16 protein-coding genes and 4 pseudogenes are annotated in these 21,644 nt (G+C 63.9%); 13 read left to right on the forward strand and 7 right to left on the reverse strand.

Translation table 11 applies throughout. From position 1 onward, the window contains the following. Positions 1-121 precede the first annotated feature (121 nt). On the forward strand, positions 122-646 hold the full coding sequence (locus BVC93_RS11755) for a glyoxalase superfamily protein (protein ID WP_083737365.1): 525 nt from the start codon (positions 122-124) through the stop codon (positions 644-646). A 62-nt stretch (positions 647-708) separates the two neighbouring features. Here the strand turns inward: BVC93_RS11755 and BVC93_RS11760 are convergent, their stop codons facing one another. After that, a complete protein-coding gene (locus BVC93_RS11760; protein WP_192860270.1) occupies positions 709-1,200 on the reverse strand; it encodes a Clp protease N-terminal domain-containing protein in 492 nt (163 codons plus the stop codon). Positions 1,201-1,383: 183 nt separating this feature from the next. After that, positions 1,384-2,043 (reverse strand): TetR/AcrR family transcriptional regulator, encoded by a 660-nt coding sequence (locus BVC93_RS11765; protein ID WP_236950331.1) that lies wholly within the window; start codon positions 2,041-2,043, stop codon positions 1,384-1,386. Between the two features lie 179 nt (positions 2,044-2,222). On the opposite strand from BVC93_RS11765, the gene BVC93_RS11770 reads away from it, so the two are divergent. After that, positions 2,223-3,314, forward strand: a complete 1,092-nt coding sequence (locus BVC93_RS11770; RefSeq protein WP_083737369.1) for an IS110 family transposase — start codon at positions 2,223-2,225, stop codon at positions 3,312-3,314. A gap of 299 nt (positions 3,315-3,613) precedes the next feature. Here the strand turns inward: BVC93_RS11770 and BVC93_RS11775 are convergent, their stop codons facing one another. Both BVC93_RS11775 and BVC93_RS11780 read right to left on the reverse strand, forming a co-directional pair. Further along, on the reverse strand, positions 3,614-4,588 hold the full coding sequence (locus BVC93_RS11775) for an IS481 family transposase (RefSeq protein ID WP_083737371.1): 975 nt from the start codon (positions 4,586-4,588) through the stop codon (positions 3,614-3,616). Between the two features lie 411 nt (positions 4,589-4,999). After that, positions 5,000-5,848 (reverse strand): annotated as a pseudogene (locus BVC93_RS11780) (IS110 family transposase); the annotation flags it as partial. 72 nt (positions 5,849-5,920) lie between these two features. Here BVC93_RS11780 and istA (BVC93_RS11785) point away from each other — a divergent pair. The 5 genes and pseudogenes from istA (BVC93_RS11785) (at position 5,921) to BVC93_RS11805 (ending at position 9,734) form a co-directional block, all read left to right on the forward strand. Further along, a complete protein-coding gene (gene istA / locus BVC93_RS11785; RefSeq protein WP_192860271.1) occupies positions 5,921-7,186 on the forward strand; it encodes an IS21 family transposase in 1,266 nt (421 codons plus the stop codon). A 47-nt stretch (positions 7,187-7,233) separates the two neighbouring features. Further along, positions 7,234-8,030, forward strand: a pseudogene (gene istB, locus BVC93_RS11790) (IS21-like element helper ATPase IstB). A 51-nt stretch (positions 8,031-8,081) separates the two neighbouring features. Continuing rightward, positions 8,082-8,840: a class I SAM-dependent methyltransferase gene (locus tag BVC93_RS11795; protein WP_192860272.1), complete on the forward strand. Its 759-nt coding sequence runs from the start codon at positions 8,082-8,084 to the stop codon at positions 8,838-8,840. Positions 8,841-8,868: 28 nt separating this feature from the next. Then, positions 8,869-9,162 carry a transposase gene (locus BVC93_RS11800; RefSeq protein WP_192860273.1) on the forward strand — a complete coding sequence of 98 codons (294 nt, stop codon included), beginning with the start codon at positions 8,869-8,871 and terminating at the stop codon, positions 9,160-9,162. A gap of 38 nt (positions 9,163-9,200) precedes the next feature. Continuing rightward, a complete protein-coding gene (locus BVC93_RS11805; RefSeq protein WP_157516876.1) occupies positions 9,201-9,734 on the forward strand; it encodes a hypothetical protein in 534 nt (177 codons plus the stop codon). 52 nt (positions 9,735-9,786) lie between these two features. Here the strand turns inward: BVC93_RS11805 and BVC93_RS33950 are convergent. Then, a pseudogene (locus BVC93_RS33950) lies at positions 9,787-10,038 on the reverse strand (hypothetical protein); the annotation flags it as partial. 137 nt (positions 10,039-10,175) lie between these two features. Between BVC93_RS33950 and istA (BVC93_RS11810) the strand changes: the two are divergent. The 3 genes and pseudogenes from istA (BVC93_RS11810) to BVC93_RS11825 all read left to right on the forward strand — a co-directional run bounded on the left by istA (BVC93_RS11810) (position 10,176) and on the right by BVC93_RS11825 (position 13,852). Next, positions 10,176-11,695 (forward strand): annotated as a pseudogene (gene istA / locus BVC93_RS11810) (IS21 family transposase). Further along, positions 11,692-12,504 (forward strand): IS21-like element helper ATPase IstB, encoded by an 813-nt coding sequence (gene istB, locus BVC93_RS11815; protein WP_083737378.1) that lies wholly within the window; start codon positions 11,692-11,694, stop codon positions 12,502-12,504. Before istA (BVC93_RS11810) ends, istB (BVC93_RS11815) begins: the two are co-directional and overlap by 4 nt. Positions 12,505-13,405: 901 nt before the next feature. After that, complete coding sequence (locus tag BVC93_RS11825; protein ID WP_083737382.1) at positions 13,406-13,852, forward strand: hypothetical protein; 447 nt, start codon at positions 13,406-13,408, stop codon at positions 13,850-13,852. 126 nt (positions 13,853-13,978) lie between these two features. On the opposite strand, the gene BVC93_RS11830 is transcribed toward BVC93_RS11825, so the two are convergent. Then, positions 13,979-14,932, reverse strand: a complete 954-nt coding sequence (locus BVC93_RS11830; protein ID WP_236950332.1) for an AraC family transcriptional regulator — start codon at positions 14,930-14,932, stop codon at positions 13,979-13,981. A 42-nt stretch (positions 14,933-14,974) separates the two neighbouring features. After that, entirely contained in the window at positions 14,975-15,733 is a 759-nt protein-coding gene (locus BVC93_RS11835; protein ID WP_083737384.1) for an SDR family oxidoreductase, read from the reverse strand. Positions 15,734-16,652: 919 nt separating this feature from the next. Here BVC93_RS11835 and istA (BVC93_RS11840) point away from each other — a divergent pair. The 3 genes from istA (BVC93_RS11840) (at position 16,653) to BVC93_RS11850 (ending at position 21,592) form a co-directional block, all read left to right on the forward strand. Continuing rightward, a complete protein-coding gene (gene istA, locus BVC93_RS11840) occupies positions 16,653-17,870 on the forward strand; it encodes an IS21 family transposase (RefSeq protein ID WP_083740980.1) in 1,218 nt (405 codons plus the stop codon). Continuing rightward, a complete protein-coding gene (gene istB, locus BVC93_RS11845) occupies positions 17,870-18,682 on the forward strand; it encodes an IS21-like element ISMyma9 family helper ATPase IstB (RefSeq protein ID WP_083737386.1) in 813 nt (270 codons plus the stop codon). The genes istA (BVC93_RS11840) and istB (BVC93_RS11845) overlap by 1 nt, the downstream gene beginning before the upstream one ends. Before the next feature lie 771 nt (positions 18,683-19,453). Beyond that, entirely contained in the window at positions 19,454-21,592 is a 2,139-nt protein-coding gene (locus tag BVC93_RS11850) for a NucA/NucB deoxyribonuclease domain-containing protein (protein ID WP_083737388.1), read from the forward strand. The last annotated feature ends 52 nt before the right edge of the window (positions 21,593-21,644 follow it).

The raw sequence follows: 21,644 nt of genomic DNA on the forward strand, positions 1-21,644 counted from the left end.
AGACATCGGTGAGGTGAACGCATCGGGATCCGGCTGCCACACTCGTCTACGAGCCACGGTGCCAGAGGGATTCAGTAACGCGGACACTGAATTACATCGGCACCGGAAGCGTAGGTGAGTGATGGACCTGACCCTCGACGACGCCAAACGTGCCGCGCGCGTGCTTCGCAACCAACTACCCGGCGCCAACCTCACGCGATCCGAAGCCTTGGAGATCGTGGCCCGACAACTCGGATTTCGGAACTGGAACACCGCAGCGGCCGGCCTCCCCAGCCATCGGGGCATGAGCGCACCTGTACCCGTCCTCCGTAGCCTCGACGAAACCCGCGCACGCGAGTTCTACATCGATTACCTGCACTTCACCATCGAGTGGGAACACCGGTTCGACTACGCCCAGTCAATCCTCTACATGCGACTGCGCCGCGACCGGTTTGTACTCGACCTCTCTGAACACCACGGCGACGGCACCCCCGGCTCCACCGTATGGGTACCGATCAGCGACGTCGCAGCACTGCACAAAGAACTCCACGCCACCGGATACAGCCGCATGAACCCCGGCATCGACGCCGACTCGCCAGGCGGACCAACCCTGGAAGTCATCGACCCGTTCTCCAACACGATCCGGTTCTGCCAAACCAGCTCATAAACACACCGTCGACCACCATCCTGTCCCCCCTTGCACAGAACTGAGTCGTTTCCGTTTCTGTCTCAGAACGGCTTCTGTGTCAGTCGTTCCACGTAGTCGAGTTGATCGAAGTGGAACAGGAGTGCCCCGGCCCGGGAGTGGGGGTGGCGGCTAAGTGCCCACCACATGTGCGCTGGGGTGGTGTCGGTGCTGCCTACCGCTTTGGATCGGCGGGCGGCGTGAAAAACAATGGACTTGGCGTTGGGGGCGTATACGAGGTGTATGAAGCGCGGAGTGCGCTGCGGCCCTTGGGCTTCCTCGACTGCTGCGGTGAGCGCCGACAGCCCGTTGGTGCGGGATTGCAGCGCTCGCACCACGGGGTCGCTTCTTTCGGCCATCAAGGCGAGCAGCAGATGCAGGCTGCTGATGTGGTCGTTCTGGCGGTGGTAGGCCTCGTCGTGGGCGCGGCGCAGCGCACGCTTTGCTGCAGATCCCAGCTGTGTCAGCGCCCAGGCTAGGTCTCTACTGGTGATGCCGTCCGATGACAGCAACGGCCTGTTCAATGCACTTTGCACTCGGCACCCCTTCCCACCCCGCCACAGCAAACTGCACGCATAACTATGCATGGATCTAATCAGCAACAATACAAGTGTATTGCCACTTCCAGCACGCGCAGCGGAACACGTCGGGTGCACGCTCAACGTGTGGCGTCACAAGTAGCGGCGGTGAGCGGACTTTGTTATTCAGGCTCCGCAGTCTCAGTCACGGAGCTGACCCCGGCTGAGCAGGATGTTGACCGAAGTCTCCCAGCGAGTCAGCTGGGTTTCGGTGGTGAACGGTTCGGGAAGCTGGCGATCGATGTGCCGGCGCAAGATGATGGGACCCAACGCCAGCATCAGCGGATTGAGTGCGGCCCAGGTGAGATCCAGATCGGCAAAGCTCTCGTTGGAGTCAGCCATCTGTTGCCAGTGAACCTTGATGATGTCAACCATCGCACTGAAGAACGCCGCCCCGGCGGCAGTATCGGTGACAATCATCTGGGCGAAGTAGTCCACCTCCTTCAGATGTCCGGCGATCAGCAGGTGCACCCGACGGCCGAGTTCGACAACCGCTTCAGGTGCTGACACGGGTAGAGGCGCCGCCATCACGCTGCCAATCACCGTCACCACGTGGCTGTCTATGGCCTGGATGAGTCGGTCCTTTGAGCCAAAGTGGTGCTGCACCAAACCCACCGAGACATCGGCAGCCTGAGCAACGTCGCGCATCGTCGTTGCCGAAACCCCCTGGCCTGAGAACAACTCAAGAGCTGCATCCCTGATGCGCTCCCGACGCGAAGCGTGTTCGCCACCGTTGCTGTCAGCCATTGCGGCCCATATATAGCATCCCGGCGCCACGGCTGCCTGGAGTTTGAAGGTCACCTGTGCCAGCGGGGGTCGGTCATCGTGATGCGGTCGTTTGCGGCCACAGCCGCTAGACGGTATGGGTGACCGTCGGCGTTGAGCTGGGGGTTGCGGGCCGGGGCCCCACGCACCCATGTTCGTGGGTTACCGAGTAGGAGTCGCCTGCCCGGTCTATCCGACAGTGGTGGGAGGCCCCGGTGTTTACAGAGCGTACGAGTGTTGGCCTGGACGTGCACGCACGTTCAGTGGCGGCGGCGGCAATCGACAGTGACTCCGGGGAGGTGCGCCAGGCCCGGTTGACCCCTTCTTATGAGGACATTCGGTCGTGGATATCGGAGTTGCCGGGGCCGGTGGCGGTGGCCTATGAGGCGGGTCCGACCGGGTTTGGGTTGCAGCGAGCGTTGACCGACGCGGGGATCCGCTGTGAGGTCGTCGCGCCGTCGAAGCTGCAGAAGCCGGCCGGTGATCGAGTCAAGACCGATGCCCGCGACGCCCTGCATCTGTGCCGGTTGTTGCGTCTGGACGAGATCACCTCGGTGTCGATCCCGAGCGTGGCTCAGGAAGCGGCGCGTGACCTGGTGCGTGCCCGCGAGGACTGCCGTGGCGATCTGATGAGGGCCCGGCATCGGCTCTCGAAGCTGCTGTTGCGCCACGGCATCGTGTACTACGGCGGGGCGGCGTGGACCGGTGCCCATGATCAGTGGCTACGCACCGTCGCCGCGCCGCAGCTCAGTGCGCCGGCGACGCGGATGGCCTTCGACGCCGACTATGACCACGTGTTGACGATGCAGGCCCGGCGGCGGCGGCTGGACGCAGCGATCGAGGAGATGGCCGCCGATGGGGAATTCACCGCGATTGTGCGGCGGGTGTCATGTCTGCGGGGAGTGAACACCTTGACCGGGTTTGCGTTGGCAGTCGAGATTGGTGATTGGAACAGGTTCACCGGCAACACTATCGGCTCTTTCGTTGGGTTGGTGCCTTCGGAGTTTTCGTCGGGTTCCTCGCGGGTTCAGGGCCCGATCACCAAGACCGGCAACACTCATGTCCGGCGGCTGTTGGTCGAGGCGGCGTGGCATCACAAGCCGCGATATCACGTGGGTGCGGTGATGCGGTCGCGGTGGGATCGGGCTTCTGCGGCGGCCCGCGCTCGTGGGGACGAGGGCAACCGCCGCCTGCATGGCAGGTGGGTGAGCTTCCTGGAACGACGCAAGCGACCTGTGACAGCCAATGTCGCGGTCGCGCGTGAACTGGCCGGCTGGTGCTGGTCGCTGGCTGTCATGGACGACTGACCGCCACCTAATCTGCTTCCTCACGAGGTCGGTGGTGGCAAGCGCGTGGATCGACCCGCGACACACCTATGAGCAGCCCTCTGCGGCGACGCTCGATGCTAGACACGCGGATGCGATCCAGCCGAAACACCGTCCTGCGGTAGCCAATCCGCGTATATCAGTCTGACCGCGCGTCGCCAACGACACGCTCACCACACAGACTCGCTAAGGAAGCAACGAGGCGCCGTCGGGGTAGCTCCCCGGCGGCGCCTCACCCTGCCCCTTGACAAAATCCTCTACATATCAGGTGTATCCGGCAGTCAGGTTGGTGACAGTCGGCTGCGCGGAGGTTGGTTTCCGATGGCTGAGTGGCGTCGTTGATTGTTGTAGTGCTCGAGCCACGGGGCAAGGGCAGCGCAACGGTCGGCGTTTGAGATGAAGACTTGTCGGTAGGCCCACTCGGTCTGCAAGGTGCGGTTGTAGCGCTCCACCTTTCCGTTCTGCCAGGGGCAGTGCGGTTTGATGAAGAGATGTTTTGCGTCCATCGCAGCGATGACCGCAGCGACGTCGCGGGAGTGTCGGTAGCTGAAGTGGTTGTCGGTGATGACGGCCTCAATGGTGGCGACGCCGTGACGTGCGAAGTACTCGGCGGCACGGGCGAGGAACTGTGCGCAGGTCTGCCCCTTCTCATCGTCGAGGATTTCTGAGTACGCCAAACGTGAGTGGTCATCGACGGCGGAATGGACGTAGTCGAATCCGATTCGGGCCTTCTTCTGTGCAGATGTCCTACTCATGTTTCGGCCATGCGCTTTCCAGCCGCCACCGTCAGGAATGCGGCCAATCTTCTTGACGTCCATGTGAATCAGCTCGCCTGGTCGGCACCGTTCGTAGCGCCGGGTAGTGGCTTTGGAGGCCCGAATGACCTCACCGGTGAGCGGATCGCAGTCACGCAGGTAGGGCAGCTGATGGCGCCGAAGAACCGCCGAGACAGTTCGAGGGCACAGCCCGAGCTCATCGCCGATCCACTGTTGGCCGCGCCGTTCGCTGAGCCGAAGTGCCACGATCGCAGCCTCGACATGAGCCGGTGTTCGGGTCGGGCTGCGGCGAGGCCGAGAAGACCGATCCACCAGGCCGGCGGGGCCCTCTTCGCGGTATCGGCGCACCCATCGATAGGCGCACTGGCGGGAGACGCCGAGTTCGGCAGCTACGTGTGCGGGCTTGCGGCCATCGATGAGGACTCGATCAACGAGCAGTTGTCGGCCATGAACGGTCAACCGGGCATTAGCGTGGGGCACGAGGACCTCCGTGTGTGAGTAGAGACGTCAGACATCTCCACTAAGCCCGGAGGTCCTCCCTTCTCACAGCAGAATCGTCAACAACGTCCCTGCCGAATACAACTGATATGTAGGCATCGTTTGTCAATAGGCAGGTGAAAGCCGCCCCGGTTTTGATGCCGGGGCGGCTTTCGTTTGATCGGGGTCAGTCAGTGCCGCGGCGGTCGTTGATCAACGACGGTGGTGTCAGACTGATATACGCGGGTTGGATACCGCAAGACGATGGTTCGGCGCGAACGGTGGCTGCTCTCTAGGGACGGGCGTCACATCAACATTCATCGAATGCTGTTGTTGCTCATAGCTGTAACGCAGATCCAGCTCGCCTACCTCGCCGTCGACCAACCGACTCCGATCAAGTTTGGATGGCTACGCTTAGGTCAGCGTGGCCAGCGACCAGCACCAACCGGCCAGTTGGCGGGCGACCGCAACGTTGGCCACGACGTGAGGCTTTTTGCGTTCGTTGAACCGGCACCACTGCTGATGAAGCCGCCGATTGCCGGCATGACCGCGGTCCTTGAGCGCCGGGTCGACCTTGGCCCACCGCGCTCGCATCGCAGGACCGGGATTGCGGTAGGCCGCCCGGTGATGCCAGGCCGACTCGATCAACAATCGACGGACGTGAGCGTTGCCGGCCTTGGTGATCGACCCCTGCACCCGCGACGCCCCCGAGGAGTACTCGGTGGGCACCAATCCGACGTAAGCCCCAATCGAGGCACCGTTGAACCGGGTCCAGTCACCGATCTCCACCGACAACGCTAAGCCTGTTAAAGCGGATATCCCGCGCAAGCACCCCAGCCGGTCGACCGGATCAGACCACCGCGGCGAGGCAGCGACCGCGACGATCTGCTCGTCAAGACGATCCCTGGCCGCAGTCGCTGACAGGACCGCGTCGAAGTGATGATCGAAGGCCGCCCTGGTATGGGAATCGTCGAATCGTTGCCGCCGCAGCCAGGTTTCGTGGACTCCGGTCCAAGCGTTCCCGCCCGAATACACCCGGCCCTGGCGCAGCAGCAGCTTCGAGAGCCGGTGCCGCACCCTCATCAGATCGGCGCGGGCGTCCTCGCGGGCCCGCACCAGATCGCGCACCGCCTCCACCTCTGCCTCGGGAACCGTGACCGCTGTGATCTCGCCCAACCGCAGCAGCCGGGTCAGATGCGCGGCATCACGAGCGTCGGTTTTGACCCGATCCCCAGCCGGGCGGATCAGTTTCGACGGTGCCGCTGTTGACGATCCCTGAAAAGTAGACCGCTGCGGGTCCCGTAAATCTGACCCACTTGGTGGTCTTTTGATGGGGTGATGTCGATGGAAGATTGGGCTCAGATCAGGCGGTTGCACCGGGCCGAGGGGGTGCCGATCCGGGAGGTGGCTCGCCGGTTGGGCGTTTCGCGGAACACCGTGCGGGCGGCATTGGCTTCGGATCGGCCACCCCATTACGAGCGTGCGCCGCGCGGCTCGGTGGCCGATGCCCATGAGCAGCGGATTAGGGCGCTATTGGTGGAGTGGCCGAAGATGCCCGCGCCGGTGATCGCTGAGCGGATCGGTTGGCCGTATTCGATGTCGCCGTTGAAGAAGAAGCTGCAACGGATCCGTCCGGAGTACGTGGGCATTGATCCGGTGGACCGGTTCGTCTACCAGCCAGGTGCTATTGCCCAGTGCGATTTGTGGTTTCCCGCGCCTCGGATCCCTGTCGGCGATGGGCAACAACGTATCCTGCCGGTGTTGGTGATGGTGTTGGGCTTCTCCCGCATGATCAACGCGGTGATGCTGCCCTCGCGCCAAGGTGGCGACATCTTGTCGGGGATGTGGGCGTTGATCTGCGCCTGGGGGCGGGTGCCCAAGACGTTGGTGTGGGATCGCGAGGCTGCGATCGGTGGCACTGGCCGGGTGTCACCGTTGGCGTCGGCGTTCGCGGGCACGTTGGCCACCCGCATCCAGCTGGCGCCCCCTCGGGACCCGGAATACAAGGGTCTGGTCGAACGGGCCAACGGTTATCTGGAGACGTCGTTTCTTCCCGGAAGGCGGTTCACCTCGCCGTCGGACTTCAACGATCAACTCTCGGAGTGGTTGTCACGGGCCAATACTCGCACCGTGCGGGCGATCGGTGCCCGTCCGGTCGACCTGTTCGAGACCGATACTCAGGCGATGCTGACGTTGCCTCCAGTGAGCCCGCCGATTGGGTTGTGCCATCGGGTCCGGTTGTCGCGGGACTACTACGTGCGCATCGATGCGTGTGATTACTCGGTCGATCCGAGGGTGATCGGCCGGTTCGTCGACGTCACCGCCTCCCCAGCGGAGGTCACGGTGCGCTGCGACGGCCAGGTCGTTGCCCGCCACTCGCGGTGCTGGGCCACCCACGCAGTCGTCACCGATCCCAGCCACGTCGCCATTGCTTCTGGGTTGCGCTCCGCGCTGGCCGATCAGCGCACCCGCCGGGCCGCCGCCGGCCGCCGTCATCACGGCGACGGTCATCCGGTGGCGCTACGCGCCCTACCGGACTACGACGCTCTGTTCGGCGTCGACTTCGATTCCGCCCCAACCATAGTAAGGACCAGTTCATGACCACCGCCACCAAAGCCAAGCGCACGCCCGCCGATGTTGCGACACCCATGCCCGCTGACACCCCTCCGCTGGCGGCGATACCCGCCGACGGGTTGCCCGCCCAGCTGGCCTATCTGACGCGGGCGTTGAAGATCCCGACGATCAGCCGGTGCTGGGAGGATCTGGCCGATCAGGCACGTGACGAGAACTGGTCCCATGAGGAGTACCTCGCTGCGCTCCTGGGACCGACCGTGAGTCCGCCGGCACGACAATGCGGATTCGCACCGCGCACTTTCCGTCGGTCAAGACGTTGGAGGACTTCAACCTCGACCATCTTCCGTCGCTGAGGCGAGACGTGCTGGCGCATTTGGCGACTGGCATGTTCGTGCCCAAGGCGGAGAACGTGATCCTGTTGGGCCCGCCCGGCATTGGCAAGACCCACATCGCGATCGGGCTCGGGGTCAAGGCCGCCCACGCCGGCTACTCGGTGCTCTTTGATACCGCTAGCAATTGGATCGCCCGCCTGGCCGCTGCTCACCACGCCGGGCAGCTCGAGGCCGAGCTGAAGAAGATCCGGCGCTACAAGCTGATTATCATCGACGAGGTCGGGTACATCCCGTTCGATCAGGATGCGGCCAACCTGTTCTTTCAGTTGATTGCCTCCCGCTACGAGCAGGGGTCGATCATGGTCACCTCCAACCTCCCGTTCGGGCGCTGGGGAGAGACGTTCTCCGACGACGTCGTCGCCGCAGCCATGATCGACCGCCTCGTCCACCACGCCGAAGTGCTCACCCTCACCGGCGACTCCTACCGCACCCGAACCCGCCGCGAATTGCTCGGCAAGAACCGCTCCGCCAGCAGCTAGTAGAGCTACCGGCTTCCACCCACCGCGGCCAGTCGCTATGGTGGATCCCTGGTGGAGGAGACCTGGGACGACATCGCCAACTGGTACGCAGCGCTTGTGCGCGCCGGTTCGCCAATGCACCGGTTCGCGCGCGACACCCTGCTGGCGGTACTCCCACCATCCCTGACAGGGTTGAGCGTCCTGGACCTCGGATGCGGGGAAGGCCTCATCACCCGCGCCCTTGCAGCACGTGGTGCCGCGGCGCTGGGAGTGGACCCCACCGCTGCGCTGCTCGACCACGCGCGAGCCGTCGAATCCAGCCAGGCTGCCGGACCTGAGTATCGCCTCGACGACGGCACAACGCTGAGCACGGTACGAGATTCGACGATGGACTGGGTCACCGCGGGACTGTCGCTCAACAACGTCCCCGATCTGAACGCTGCGATCGCTTCGATCAGGCGCGTTCTCAAAGATCAGGGCCAACTGGTGTTTACCGTTCCGCATCCGTGTTTCGATGCCCCTCGCAGCGAGGCCGTCAGCATCCACGGAACCTCCCGCCGAGTGATCGGCGACTACCTCACCGAGGGGCTGTGGCGAACGACTTCCCCCGAGAGCGTTCGACGAGCCGGAAACTACCACCGCACACTGAGCACCTACCTCAACGCGCTACTCGCCCACGGGCTAATGCCCGATGCGTTGGCCGAGCCAGCTCCAACCCCCGAAATTCGCGACGCCAACCCGCACCGCGCTGGGCTGCCGCCCTTTCTGCTCGTCAGTGCCACCGCCGCGCAACCGCGATCACCGCAACTAGGGCGTGTTGCTAAAGGTTGATTCGTGGTGTGCGGGTGACGCTTGGAGCGTGTCGCGTACTGAGATCTCCGATGAGGCCTGGGCTGTGATCGGGCCGCTGTTTCCTGCCGTGAAGGCGACGGGGCGTCCGCCGGTGGATCGCCGCGCTGTCGTTGAGGCGACCGCGTGGCGATACCGGACCGGCGCGCCATGGCGGGATGTCCCTGAGCGATTCGGGAACTGGAACACGATCTACAAGAACTTCAACCGGTGGTCCGCACAGGGCGTCTGGGCACGGGTGCTCGAGAAGATCGAGGCGAAGTTGTCGACACTGGAATGGGCCAATACCGGCGCGACCTGGTGACCGCCTGCCTATGCCAGGCGGATCGGTAGCCTGGGAGCATGCCGGAACTCTTCCCAAGTGCCGCCGGAAGCTTGCAGGAAGCCGGGTGGACGTTTGAGCCGCCGACGTCGATGGAGAACGGCGTTCCCTCCCCGCTGCGCGCGGCACCCGAAACGGTGATCCGCTGGGTGTCCTCGTTCTCACTCCTGTCGAGCTCAGACGAGACGGTGTGGTTCTTGTCCCGCGACGACTACTCGACCGGCGCGGAGGGGGCGTTCGCGTGGAACGAGTGTGAACTGCTGAGCATCCAGGCTGCGACGACGGATGATGAGGCGGTCGCGGTCTCCCGTTTCTGGAGGCGCCACGCACCCATCCTGCTTTCCGTTCGCAACGGATACGAGTACCTGGCGGTGCGAGACGACGGAGCAGTCGTCCACGGTTCCGAGCCAGAGTTCGAAGAAGCGGTCGTCGTGTTCTCTCACTTCGAAGATCTGCTGAGGTACACCACCGCGCGCCCGGCCCGGCGCGACCAGGTCGTCGACAGCTTGCTGTTCGGTGCCGCCGACGTCACTGACCCGACGCCAGGCGACTAGGTGGGTCAACTTTACGAGACCCGTAGAGGGTCAATTTTGAGAAACCGTTGACAGCCGCGACCACGCAGTCAATCTGAGCTTGAGTCAAGGCCCGGGCCAGCCCAAAGCCGGTCGGCCCAGCCTCATAGGCCACCCGCACCGGACCCCGCAACCGGTGCAACCAGTCCAGAATCTCGCCGTGATCGGGACACAATCGCGCCCGCTCAACGTGACCCGTTTCTTCATCGAATGCATGCGCAACCACCGAAAGCGCATGCACATCCAACCCGACACTCGTTGTCCGTGGCCATGAAAAAGTACCCACTGGTGGCCAGGTCGAGGTATCCGTTTTTGGCCAAGTAAAAGTATCCACCCCGTGTTCGTCGTGTCGATCAGGAACTGCGGGCCCCGATGGTGACGGTGAAGGCGCCAACCAATCGCCATCACCACCGGGGAGTTCCATTGAAGTCTGCGAGGGACCGTATGGACATTATTTCTGCCTATCACCAGCTCGGCTCTTACCGAGCCGCCGCCGCAGAGTGCGGAACCACCCACCGCACCGTCAAGAAGGTCGTCGAGAAGTTCGAGGCCGACCAGGCCGGCATGCCGCCGCCACCGCGGGCCGAACGGGCGCACAACTACGATGCCGTGGCCGGTCTGGTCGCCGAACGGGTGGACAAATCGAATGGTCGGATCTCGGCCAAGCGGCTACTGCCGAGGCCCGCGCGGCCGGATACACCGGTTCTGACCGCAACTTTCGCCGCCTCGTCGCGGAGGAGAAAGCGTTGTGGCGCAGCAGCAATCACCGTGGACGACGTCCGGCGGTGTGGGAGCCGGGTGAGTACCTGGTCATCGACTGGGCCCAGGCCGCACCGGGGCTGTATCTGTTCTGCGCGGTCCTGGCGTTCTCGAGGTGGCGCTTCGTGCGCTTCGCCACCAACGAGCGGGCGACCACGACGCTGGGGTTGATCGCCGAGGCCTTGGCCGCCGCCGGCGGCGTGCCGGCAAAGGTGCTGGCCGATCGGATGGCCTGCCTCAAAGGCGGCGTGGTGGCCAACGTTGTCGTACCGACTCCGGATTACGTCCGCCTGGCGTCCCATTATGGGTTCGCGCCCGATTTCTGTCACGCCAGCGACCCGCAGTCCAAGGGCATCGTGGAGAACCTGTGCGGCTACGCCCAGGACGACCTGGCCGTGCCCCTGTTGACCGAGGCTGCCATGACTGGAACACCGATCACGCTGCGTGATGCGAACGTCGCCGCGATCGCGTGGTGCGCCGAAGTCAACGCCGCGGCCCACTCGGAGATCTGCGCAGTTCCCGATGAGCGGCTGATCGATGAACGTGAACTGCTGCAACCACTCCCATCTCTGAGAATGCAGATCGAGACACCGTCAGTGTTACGCAAGGTCGACCGCCTGTCCTGCATCCGATACGGGTCGGCCCGCTACTCGGTGCCGACTCGACTGATCGGGTCCACGGTGGCCGTGGTCGTCGACCACGGTGCGATCGTCCTGCTGGAGCCCGCGACGGGGGTGGTCGTGGCCGAACACCAACTCACCGCCCCCGGCGGGACTTCGATCCTCGACGAGCACTACGACGGACCGCGCCCGGCACCGAGTCGCGGGCCGCGCCCGAAGACCACCGTCGAGAAGCAGTTCTGCGACCTCGGTGCCGATGCGCAGGCGTTCCTGGTCGGTGCTGCGGCGATCGGCAACACCCGACTCGGGTCGGAGTTGGAGATTCTGCTCGCCCTGGGCGCGGCCCATGGGACTGACGCGCTGATTGCGGCGTTGCACCGGGCAGTGGCGTTCCGCCGGTTCAGAGCCGCTGACGTGCGTTCCATCCTGGCTGCCGGCACCGGCACACCGCAGCCCCGCCCGGCCGGGGACGCCCTGATCCTGGACCTACCGGTCGCACCGACCCGATCCCTGGACGCCTACCGGATCACCCCGGCCGTGGCCGACGGTGAGGTGATCCCGTGACCAAGACCCCACCTATCATCGACACGGAACCTGTTGCACCACCGTCAGTTCCACCGCTGGCCGCCGACCTGGACGCCGGATTGCGGCGGCTGAAACTCGCCGCGGTGCGACGCACCGCACCGGAGGTGTTGATCACCGCCAAGACCCAACGCTGGACCCCCGAGGAAGTCCTGCGCACGCTGGTCGAGACGGAGTTGGCGGCACGGGACGCCTCCAACATCGTCAACCGGCTCAAGGCCGCCGCGTTCCCCGTGCCCAAGAATCTGGAGTCCTTCGATGTGGCCGCGTCCTCGATCCAGGCGAAGACCTTCGATTACCTGTCGAGTCTGGAATGGATCCGGGCGCAACAGAATCTGGCCATCATCGGACCCGCCGGGACCGGCAAGTCCCACACCCTGATCGGGTTGGGGACCGCGGCGATCCACGCTGGCCACAAGGTCCGCTACTTCACCGCCGCCGACCTGGTGGACACTCTCTACCGAGGCCTGGCCGACAACACCGTCGGCAAGATCATTGAATCCCTGCTGCGGGTCGATCTGATCATCCTCGACGAACTCGGCTTTGCCCCCTTGGACGACACCGGCACCCAGTTGTTGTTTCGGCTTGTCGCCGGCGCCTACGAACGCCGATCGTTGGCCATCGGATCGCACTGGCCTTTCGAACAGTGGGGCCGATTCTTGCCCGAGCAGACCACCGCGGTCAGCATCCTCGACCGGCTCCTGCACCACGCCACCGTCGTCATCACCGACGGCGACTCCTACCGCATGAAAGACGCCCGACACCGGAAGGAGCAGCCCACACCAACCTAGGAACTACCGCACGGGTTGGATACTTTCATCTGGCCACCAGCGGATACTTCAACTTGGCCATTGACACTCGTACCGTTGAAACTCACCGGAGGCCTCCTGATCTGCAACTGTGGCTCTACCAGTGCGAGTGTTCACTCGCCACCGGCAACCCACGTCCGATTGCAGCCCGAGGCCTTCGGCCTCGAGTCAGCCCCCATACCGTCTAGGTGGCGAGAGCCGGTTATGGGCAGCGGTGGGGACTCTCCCCCGCCTTGCAATAGCGGAAGCTGCGGTGCGGTGCTGGGCGCCCGCGGGGCCACACGGTGATGGCGACAAAAGAATATCCGTCTTGGCTGCCGGGATCGACAGGTTGCCAGTCGAAATCCACTGTCTCACCCTCGAAAGCCTCACGGAACCCACCGGAAATGTAGGCGACCTCACCGGGCGGCGGCGGGGGGATGTCTTCGTGAAAAAGGTGGCTGAAGTGGCAGAAGCAGCCCCCGGGGGTGTCGGGACAGTCGATGACGCCCCACCCTTCATCGGTGTGCCACTCCCGGATTGTTCCTACCGACTGCACGCTTTGAACCCTAGCTTCACGGGAGTGTTTCTTCTTGTAAAGAACCGAGAGCGATCTATTCCAACGCCAACGCGTCGGCTATGGCGACATGTACACCACCGCTTATCGTGGTAACGATGCGCTGACGCGGTGCGCCAACTGTGCGATCGACCGACGCAATGCCGCGAACGAACCTCCGACAGCTGCTGATCGCAACGCTGCAGCCGCCAAAAGGACCAGCAAAAAAGAAGACGGAGAAAGAAGAAGCGCGAGACTCAGGTCCCGAAGAAGTGCAGAAAGAAAGACGGCCGATAGCATGGAAACCTTTGCCGCCCCGAAGAAGTCCGACTAAGAGAACAGTAGCCAATGACCAACCGGCTGCTTCTCGATGTCGAAGTATTTCCCTACTACAGCATGGTCGAGATCTCCGATGTCGGAGGCCGTGAGATACCAGAGCAAGGTGGGCGTGATGAATACGGGGTGTATTTCGGCGACTCCACTGTCGCCGTCTGCACCATGGACGCCGACTTCGCGACACAGAGCGGTCGTAGAGTCCGAGTACGGGTGTATAGCGGCGGCGACCAAGCTGGTCTGGGCGCGTTGGTCTTTGACCGCAACCTGATCTTCACCGACCCTCCCCGACTCGGGATCTACGAGCCGTTGACGGACGAGCCCGACGAGGGTGGTGGCTCGGTATTGATCGAGCGTTCTGGGCCGGTGCGTATTCAGATCTTCGTCGACCCACCAAAGGAAGCTGAAGCCGTGAACGTACTGATCCGCTACGACCTCCCCTTCCAGCATGACCTGGACTGAAGAAGGTTTCGGCCTGTAACTGGAGGTGTCCGAGCAGCGTGCTGCCCGAGAACTCTGCTGTTCATCAAGGGTAGATAACTGGGGAAGGCCCAGCTCGGACACAATCCGACAGCGCAGCCGAAGCGGTTAGGTCAACGTCTGGGGTGGACCCGCACCGTCCGTCGCGCTGTGCGCCAGGCGTGCGTATTCAGACGGGGTGCATCCCGCCACCCGTCCGAATGCGGTCGTGAATGCGGTCGCGGATTGGTAGCCGACTACCTGAGCCACGTGGGCCACGGCTGACCGCTCGGTTCTGAGTAGGTCTTTGGCCAAAGCGACCCGCCATTCCAGGAGATACTGCATGGGCGTCAACCCCACTGTCCTGGTGAATCGTTGCGCGAACACCGCGCGCGACACGGCGGCCACGGCAGCGAGCTTCTCGACGGTCCAGCCGCGGGCGACGTCGGAGTGCAACGCACGCAGCGCAGGGGCCAGCACCGGGTCCGCGAGCCCGGCGATCAATCCTCTGCCACGACTGCCCAATTCCGGCCCGGCGGGGACTCGGGCGGCTTCGATGACCAGCACCTCGACGAGGCGTTTGAGGATCACGTCGCGACTGGGGCCGTCGGTGTCCGCCTCCTCGGCGATGAGTTCCACCAGCCGGGTCAATCTCGCCGCACCCGATTGTCCGCCCCGCACGAGGATCACCGGCGGGAGAAGGGCGACCAGCAGGGCCGCGCTGGCAGGGTCGAAGCGGAAATACCCGCCGAGCATCCGCATGGTCACCGGCTCGGATCCGTCGCCGTGGTGCGTGTCACGTGAGTGATCGAGGGGTGTGTAGACCGGGGTGGCCCCCGGGTGGCTGCGCATGGTGAAGCCCGGTGTCTGCGGGAAGAACACGAAGTCACCGCGGCGAAGGTCGATATCGTCGAGACCCTCAGGCCCAAGTAGGCACGCACCGTCGAGCACCAGGCAGAACGCGGGGTCGCCGTAACGGGGCTTCTGGACACCCCACTGGCCTGCGCCGGTGATGATCTTGGCCAGCACCGCCTCGGGACGCAGCAGCGACATCAGTTCCTCCAGCGGTTCTGTGCCGCCCATGCAGCAGACGCTAGCGTGGAGGTCAGTGCACGTCCGGCATACCTATCCCGATGTGGCGAGTCCAATTGTCTGGGCCAACGCCACCGCATCGGGACCGGCAGGGAACCTCAGCTGGTCCGATGTGTCGGTGGCAGCCTTGAACACCACGTCGGCCACGTCACCGGGGGTGGTCACCTCACCGGGTTGACCGAACGCCTCCATGATGGGGGCCGCGAACGGAACGTAGGCCTCGGGGGTTTGGCTCATGCGGTCGGCGCCGTTGCTGGTGAACGCCGTCGACGGTCCGTAACCCGGTTCGACGAGCTTGACCCGCACGCCGAAGAACCCCAACTCCAAGGCCAATGACCCGGAGAAGCCCTCGATGGCGGCCTTGCTCGCGGTATAGACAGCGGCCAACGGCATGGCCGCCAGCGTAGTGCTCGAGGTGACGTTGACGATCACTCCGGAGCGACGCTCTCGCATCTGCGGTATCACCGCCTGGATTAACGCCATGACTCCAAAGGTGTTGGTGTTGAACAACTCGCGCGTGGTCTCCATGGAGGTCGCCTCGAAGGGGCCGATACCGCCGATCCCCGCGTTGTTGACCAGGACGTCGATTGGTCCGGCGGCCTGGATTGCGTTCGCGATGCTATCCGGGCTGGTGACGTCGAGGGCGACGATCTCCAACCGGTCCGAGCTCGGCAACACGTCCTCGCGTGGTGTTCGCATCGTGGCGACGACGTTCCATCCCTCATCAAGAAACTTTCGCGCAGTAGCGAGACCGTAGCCCGAAGAACAACCGGTGATGAGCACTGATGTCATGGCTCAAAAGCTAACGGGCACACGCGGTCCCGAACAACATCGTCCCGTCTCGAATACCTTCGAGATCGTCTTTCGACGGTCCGGTAACTAGGGGGTCTGAGGTGAGCAGTTCGTTGCCGGAAGCATCCCGACCATGGCACCGAGATCGCACGTATTGGCGTGCCGGGTCAAATCCCGACGACAGCGCGCCTGTAGCGCGTCACGGCTGATGTGTTCGGCCTCGGCGCAACTGTCTTCTGGATGCTCGCGGGCGTTCAGCCGATTACAGGAGCTTCATCGTACGGCGGTGACTGGGCGGCGCGGCCGAGCCCGACGTCTGAGACGTAGCTCCACACGTGCAGCAGAGACTGCGCGGGATAGCCCATAAGCCCATCGCGAGAACCTGTCGATCGCTACGCCTCGGCTGCAAGGTTCGAGTTCGCACTCGTGTGCTTTCACGGAGTCAAAGGCACGTCACTCCTCGAGGTCTGCGCGTTTCCGACAGGCGCTACGAACACCGTTCAACATCCCGGCGTGCCACATGGCATCGCGGCGAGTCGTGCGGAAGGCCCATCAGTGAGTGCCGAGGTCCGAGGTGTCTGCAGGCTTGCGTGCGCCTCTCGCGCTGCAAGTGAAGGCGTTCGTGCCAGTAACATCCGTGGCGACAGACCACTTGGGGGGGAACTGCACAGCCGGATCCCCAACCATGCGTTGCGAAGCCTCGTTGTCGCTGCCTCCATGACGGCCCGGTAGACGCCGCCTGAAAACCTAGAAACATCCCGCGATCAACGTGCATTGAGGCCATCCGAATAAGTCTTTGTTTCAGGATGATTGACGGCTTTTGTTTGGCTGTCGTGAGGTGTCAGCTCCGGTCGAAAAGTGAGCAGGTAGTTCCGGTCGAAAAGTGAGCACTTCACCTTTCGATTGGAGAGTGATCACTGTGGAGGATTGGGCGGAGATTCGCCGGCTGTATCGGTCGGAGAAGCTGTCGAAGGCGGCGATCGCGCGGCGGCTGGACTTGTCCCGCAACACCGTGGCCAAGGCAGTACAGGCGGATGCACCACCTCGGTATGAACGGGCGCCGGTGGTGGGCTCGGCCTGGGCGCAGGTCGAGTTGGCCGTGCGTGCTCTGCTCACGGAGTTCCCGTTGATGCCGGCGACGGTGATCGCTGAGCGAGTCGGGTGGTCTGGCGGACATTCTTGGTTCGCCGAGAACGTCGCTCGGATTCGTCCGGAGTACGCCCCGGTCGATCCCAGTGACCGGTTGGTGCATCTGCCTGGCGAACAGGTGCAGTGCGATCTGTGGTTTCCTGGGCACCTCGTTCCTGATCACGCTGGGGTGTTGCGGTCGTTTCCGGTGTTGGTGATGGTGGCCGCCTATTCACGGTTCATCGCTGCGGTGATGGTCCCGTCGCGGGTCACCGGGGATTTGTTGGCGGGGATGTGGCAGTTGATCGCCACTCAGCTCGGCGGTGTGCCTCGGAGCTTGTTGTGGGACAACGAGTCCGGTATCGGTCAACGCCGCCGCCTGGCCCAGGGCGTGGCCGGGTTCTGCGGTGTGCTGGGCACCCGGCTGATCCAGGCCCGGCCTTATGACCCGGAGACCAAAGGGGTGGTCGAGCGAGCCAACGGCTACCTCGATACGTCCTTTCTGCCGGGACGTACCTTCGCCTCGCCGGCAGATTTCAACGCCCAACTGCTGGGCTGGCTGACCACCTACGCCAACCGGCGCACCCACGCGATCACTCGGATGGTTCCCGCGGATGCGCTCGTCGCCGACCGAGCGTCGATGGCGGTGTTGCCGCCGATGGCTCCGGTCACCGGCACGACGGTGACCACCCGGCTGGGCCGCGACTACTACGTCAGCCTCGGCGGCAACGCCTACTCCATGCATCCGGAGGTGATCGGCCGGATGATCACCGTGCGGGCCAGCTTGGATCGCATCGTCGCCCACTGCGGGGATCGCTGTGTGGCTGATCATGAACGCCTGTGGGGCACCGCTGGACTGCTGACTGACCCTGAGCATGTGGCCGCAGCGGCGGTGCTGCGCGAACAGTTCCGCACCAGACCCGCCGCCGGCGCTCACCTCGAGGTCGACGTCGAAGTCGCTGACTTGAGCGCCTACGACACGCTGTTCGGGACCGGGGAGGTCGCCTGATGGCCACCAAACGCACCCCGGCACCCGGTGAGGCCGACAAACTGATCGCCCACCAATCCCGTCTGCTCAAAGCCCCGCGCATCGCCGCGCACTATCACCGCCTCGCTGAGCAGGGCCGGGCGGCGAATTGGTCGCTGGAAGATTACCTGGGTGCTGTGTTGGCAGTGGAGTCCAACGCTCGTGCAGAATCCGGTGCTCGACAACGGATTCGGTACGCCGGGTTTCCGGCGATCAAGACGATCACTGATTTCGACTTCACCGCTCAACCCGCCGTCGACCGCGCCCAGATCGCTCGACTCGAGGCTGGGGGCTGGCTGGCTGAAGCCCGCAACATCGTCCTGCTCGGCCCGCCCGGCACCGGCAAAACCCATCTGGCGACCGCGCTGGCGATCGCGGCCGCCCATGCCGGGCACCGGGTCGCATTCGCCCCGGCCACCGGCTGGATCACCCGCTTGGCCGAAGCGCACCGCATCGACCGCCTCGACGCCGAACTGCGCAAAATCTCGCGCTACGGGTTGATCGTCATCGACGAGGTCGGCTACATCCCGTTCGACACCGAAGCGGCCAACCTGTTCTTCCAACTGGTCTCGACCCGATACGAGAAGTCGTCGATCATCCTGACTTCTAACCTGCCGTTCTCCCGCTGGGGACAGGTCTTCGGCGAAGCCACCATCGCCTCAGCGATGATCGACCGCATCGTCCACCACGCCGACGTCATCGCCCTCAAAGGCGCCAGTTACCGCATCAAACACACCGCGATCGAGTCACTGCCCTCCGTAGAAGCCGATCGTCAGGCAGACTCAACCCCGTAAACCTGCTCACTTTTCGACCGGAGCAGGCTGCTCAGAATTCAACCGGAGCCGACAGTGAGGACCGCCGCCGCGTGTCTGAGTGGGGTTAAAGATCCTCGTCATATCTACAGGGCTCAGGTAGATCGTGCGGCACAACCGCCCTAGTCCACGCCACCCTGGGTACCCATGGACGACGTCGCTGACCTCCGGTTGTCAACGAAAACCAGATGGCGGTGAGTCCGGGTAAACACGTCGCAGCCGGTACCGCGATTACCTAGCTCACGCGCTGAGGGGCCAGGAAACCGACGCTGCCACCAAGGTTGACGACGTTGGTGGGGTTGACCGGCAGCGCTGTTACCGCCGCGTGCGGGCTTTGGGCAGGTGTGGTTTGCGCCGGCCAACCTAGGTCACCGAGTCGTGGATTGTTGGAGCCCAGGTTGCTGAGGATCAGATAGCGCAATGCCGCGGCGTTTCGTGCAAATCATGGGGCAACCATCGAGATCCCCTTCGGCAGACCCGCGAAACGCGGCGCGGCGACGGGTGAAAGGCCCGTCATCGGGCTGGTATCACTGAGTTCACTGAAACTTGGTACGGACAGATACCAGCAACATGGTTCAGTTCCCAAGTGGGCACATCTACTTCTCATGACACGTTAGCTGCACGTTGCTGTTAGCTGCATCACAATGCGTTCGGATTGCTCCGACAATCTCGACTACCTCTGCATAAGTTCTCGCAATCTCGCCGACTATCCGGTTGATGGGGATTCGAGAGTGATAGCCACAGGGGTGGGTCATGGGCCGTCATGCACGCAAACAGTTCGATTCAGATAACTTTCTGACCACCGAACATCAGTCCATATGGGTTCGCTGGCCAGGACAGGTGCTGGCCATCGTCGCCACCGTGGTGCTGGTGGTGACCGGGGTGCAGTACGCCGAACGCTGGACCTCCGCCCGCCCGCAGAGCAGCGATGCCACGGTGGTGGCCTCAGCGCCGGAGTTGACCAGTGCCGATGTCGTCGCCCGCCACGCCGTCGCCGCGTTCGGCGACTCCGCAGTCGGCACGGATGCGTCGTTGACGCCCGTCCAGCGGGCGGTGGGCATGCCCAACGACCCGGTGGCCGGCCTGACCCGCGACACCGCCGCCGGACCGGTGCAGATCGTATTACCCGGTGGCCTGGGCCCCGCCCAAGCGACCGTCGACGGCCACGTGGTCTACCCGAACCGGGGTGCCGGATTCGACTTCCTGGCTGAGAACACCGGCTCGGGCACCCGCACCATCGCCCGCATCCCCGACCCGTCCGGCCCCCGAGCCGTCACCACGTTCGTGCGGACACCGGCTGACACGGTGATGCTTGCTCACACCAACGGCTACCTGACGATCAACCGCGCCACCCCCACCGCCGACACCGTGGCACTGTTCTCCCCCGCCGAAACCCGCGATGCCACCGGAACCCTGGTCCCCTCCTCCTACGTGGTGCGGCAGTTGCGACCCGGGCTCTATCAGATGACCGAAGTCATCGACCCCACACCCGAGACGGTCTTCCCCGTCTTCGTCGACCCACCCCTGCACACCGGCAGCCCCGGTGGCCCACCGCTGCCGGCCGGATTCCTCGACACCCTCTCCGGTGCTGTCGACGCCGTCGGCGGGGCGATCACCACCGCCGCCAACGCGACCGTCAGCGGCGTCACCGCGGTCGGCACATTCGTCAAAGAAAACCCGCTGGAATCAGCCATCCTCGTCGGGGGTGTCGCCCTGGCCATCACCGGCGTCGGCGGACCCGCCGGCGCCGCCGCCATCGCCTCAGTGACAGTCAACCTGGCCTCCGCCGGAGTCGACATCGCCGCCGCAGCCATGCCCGACAACCAAGCCCTCGGCTTCGCCTCCGACGCGCTCGGGATGGCAAGCATGGTCACCCCCCAAGGAGCCGCCAAAAAGGTCGCCACTGAAGGTCTCGAAACCCTCGCTGGTCAAGCACTACACAACGCCGACAAGGTGATCGATGTCGCCAAGACCACCCCCACCCCACCGGCACAGCTCGCCGACCAGATAACGGGCGCAGCAGGCAAGGGCATGCTTCCGGGCGCTGGAACCCCCAAAGCCCCCAACGCACCCCCCACCGCCGGCGGAACACCACCAGGTGGCACCATCCCACCCGCGCTGCCACCCGCCGGCGGCAAACTACCACCAGGGCACGGCCCCGACGGCCCACGCTCCCTGCCAACCGGCTGCACCCTCGACTGCGGACACCAAACCCCCGCCCCCGCAGGCGTCTACAGCGAAACCGAAATCCCCGGCCACTACAACGCCAACCTCGACAGCATCCAAGGCGGCAAACCCAACCTGCTCGACCGCGTTCTATCCAAGAAAGACATACAGAGGAACCGACGAGAAGCTCAGCGTGGCCTACCGAGGGGGGTGGAGCGTATAGGCCGCGCCTGGCACGAATTCCCGCACGCCTCAGCACAACAGGGCGGCAGAGGCGCCGACACCTACGATCTCCCCTTGAGTGAATCAAATATCGAGGGCCAGATCCTCAGCGATTTATATGCGCGTCAGGGCGTGAAACCGGGGGACCAATATACGACTGTTTACCGTGGCGATGACGCCTTGACGCGATGCTCAAGCTGTGCGATCGACCGACGCAACACCAGTAGTGAACCTCCGACAGCCGCCGAGCGCAACCGCGCAGCCACGACCGCCTTAAAAGAGGCTCAGAACACCTGGAACGACCCCGAAACACAAACCACCGACAGTCAGCAGAACAAAAACAGCGGTGGCCTCAACTCAAGCTCCAACGAGAACTCCGGTAGCCGCAAGTCCAGCAACGATGGCGGCAACAAGTCCGGTAAAAAAGATCAGAAGAAGAGCGAGAAAAAGAAGAAACGCGAAACCCAAGCCCAAAAGAAACGCAAGAAGAAGGATGGCCGGTGACATCAAACTCGTGCTCTAGCAAAGAGAATTCGTCCCCTGAAGATCGATCGAG

This window comes from Mycobacterium sp. MS1601 (assembly GCF_001984215.1).
Lineage (GTDB): Bacteria > Actinomycetota > Actinomycetes > Mycobacteriales > Mycobacteriaceae > Mycobacterium.

Bases quoted from the DNA above. Each gene is read 5' to 3' on its own strand.
- BVC93_RS11755 (WP_083737365.1), top strand. From the start codon at position 122: ATGGACCTGACCCTCGACGACGCCAAACGTGCCGCGCGCGTGCTTCGC.
- BVC93_RS11805 (WP_157516876.1), top strand. From the start codon at position 9,201: ATGCCGGAACTCTTCCCAAGTGCCGCCGGAAGCTTGCAGGAAGCCGGG.
- BVC93_RS11825 (WP_083737382.1), top strand. From the start codon at position 13,406: ATGACCAACCGGCTGCTTCTCGATGTCGAAGTATTTCCCTACTACAGC.
- BVC93_RS11830 (WP_236950332.1), bottom strand. From the start codon at position 14,932: ATGGGCGGCACAGAACCGCTGGAGGAACTGATGTCGCTGCTGCGTCCC.
- BVC93_RS11835 (WP_083737384.1), bottom strand. From the start codon at position 15,733: ATGACATCAGTGCTCATCACCGGTTGTTCTTCGGGCTACGGTCTCGCT.
- istB (WP_083737386.1), top strand. From the start codon at position 17,870: ATGGCCACCAAACGCACCCCGGCACCCGGTGAGGCCGACAAACTGATC.
- BVC93_RS11850 (WP_083737388.1), top strand. From the start codon at position 19,454: ATGGGCCGTCATGCACGCAAACAGTTCGATTCAGATAACTTTCTGACC.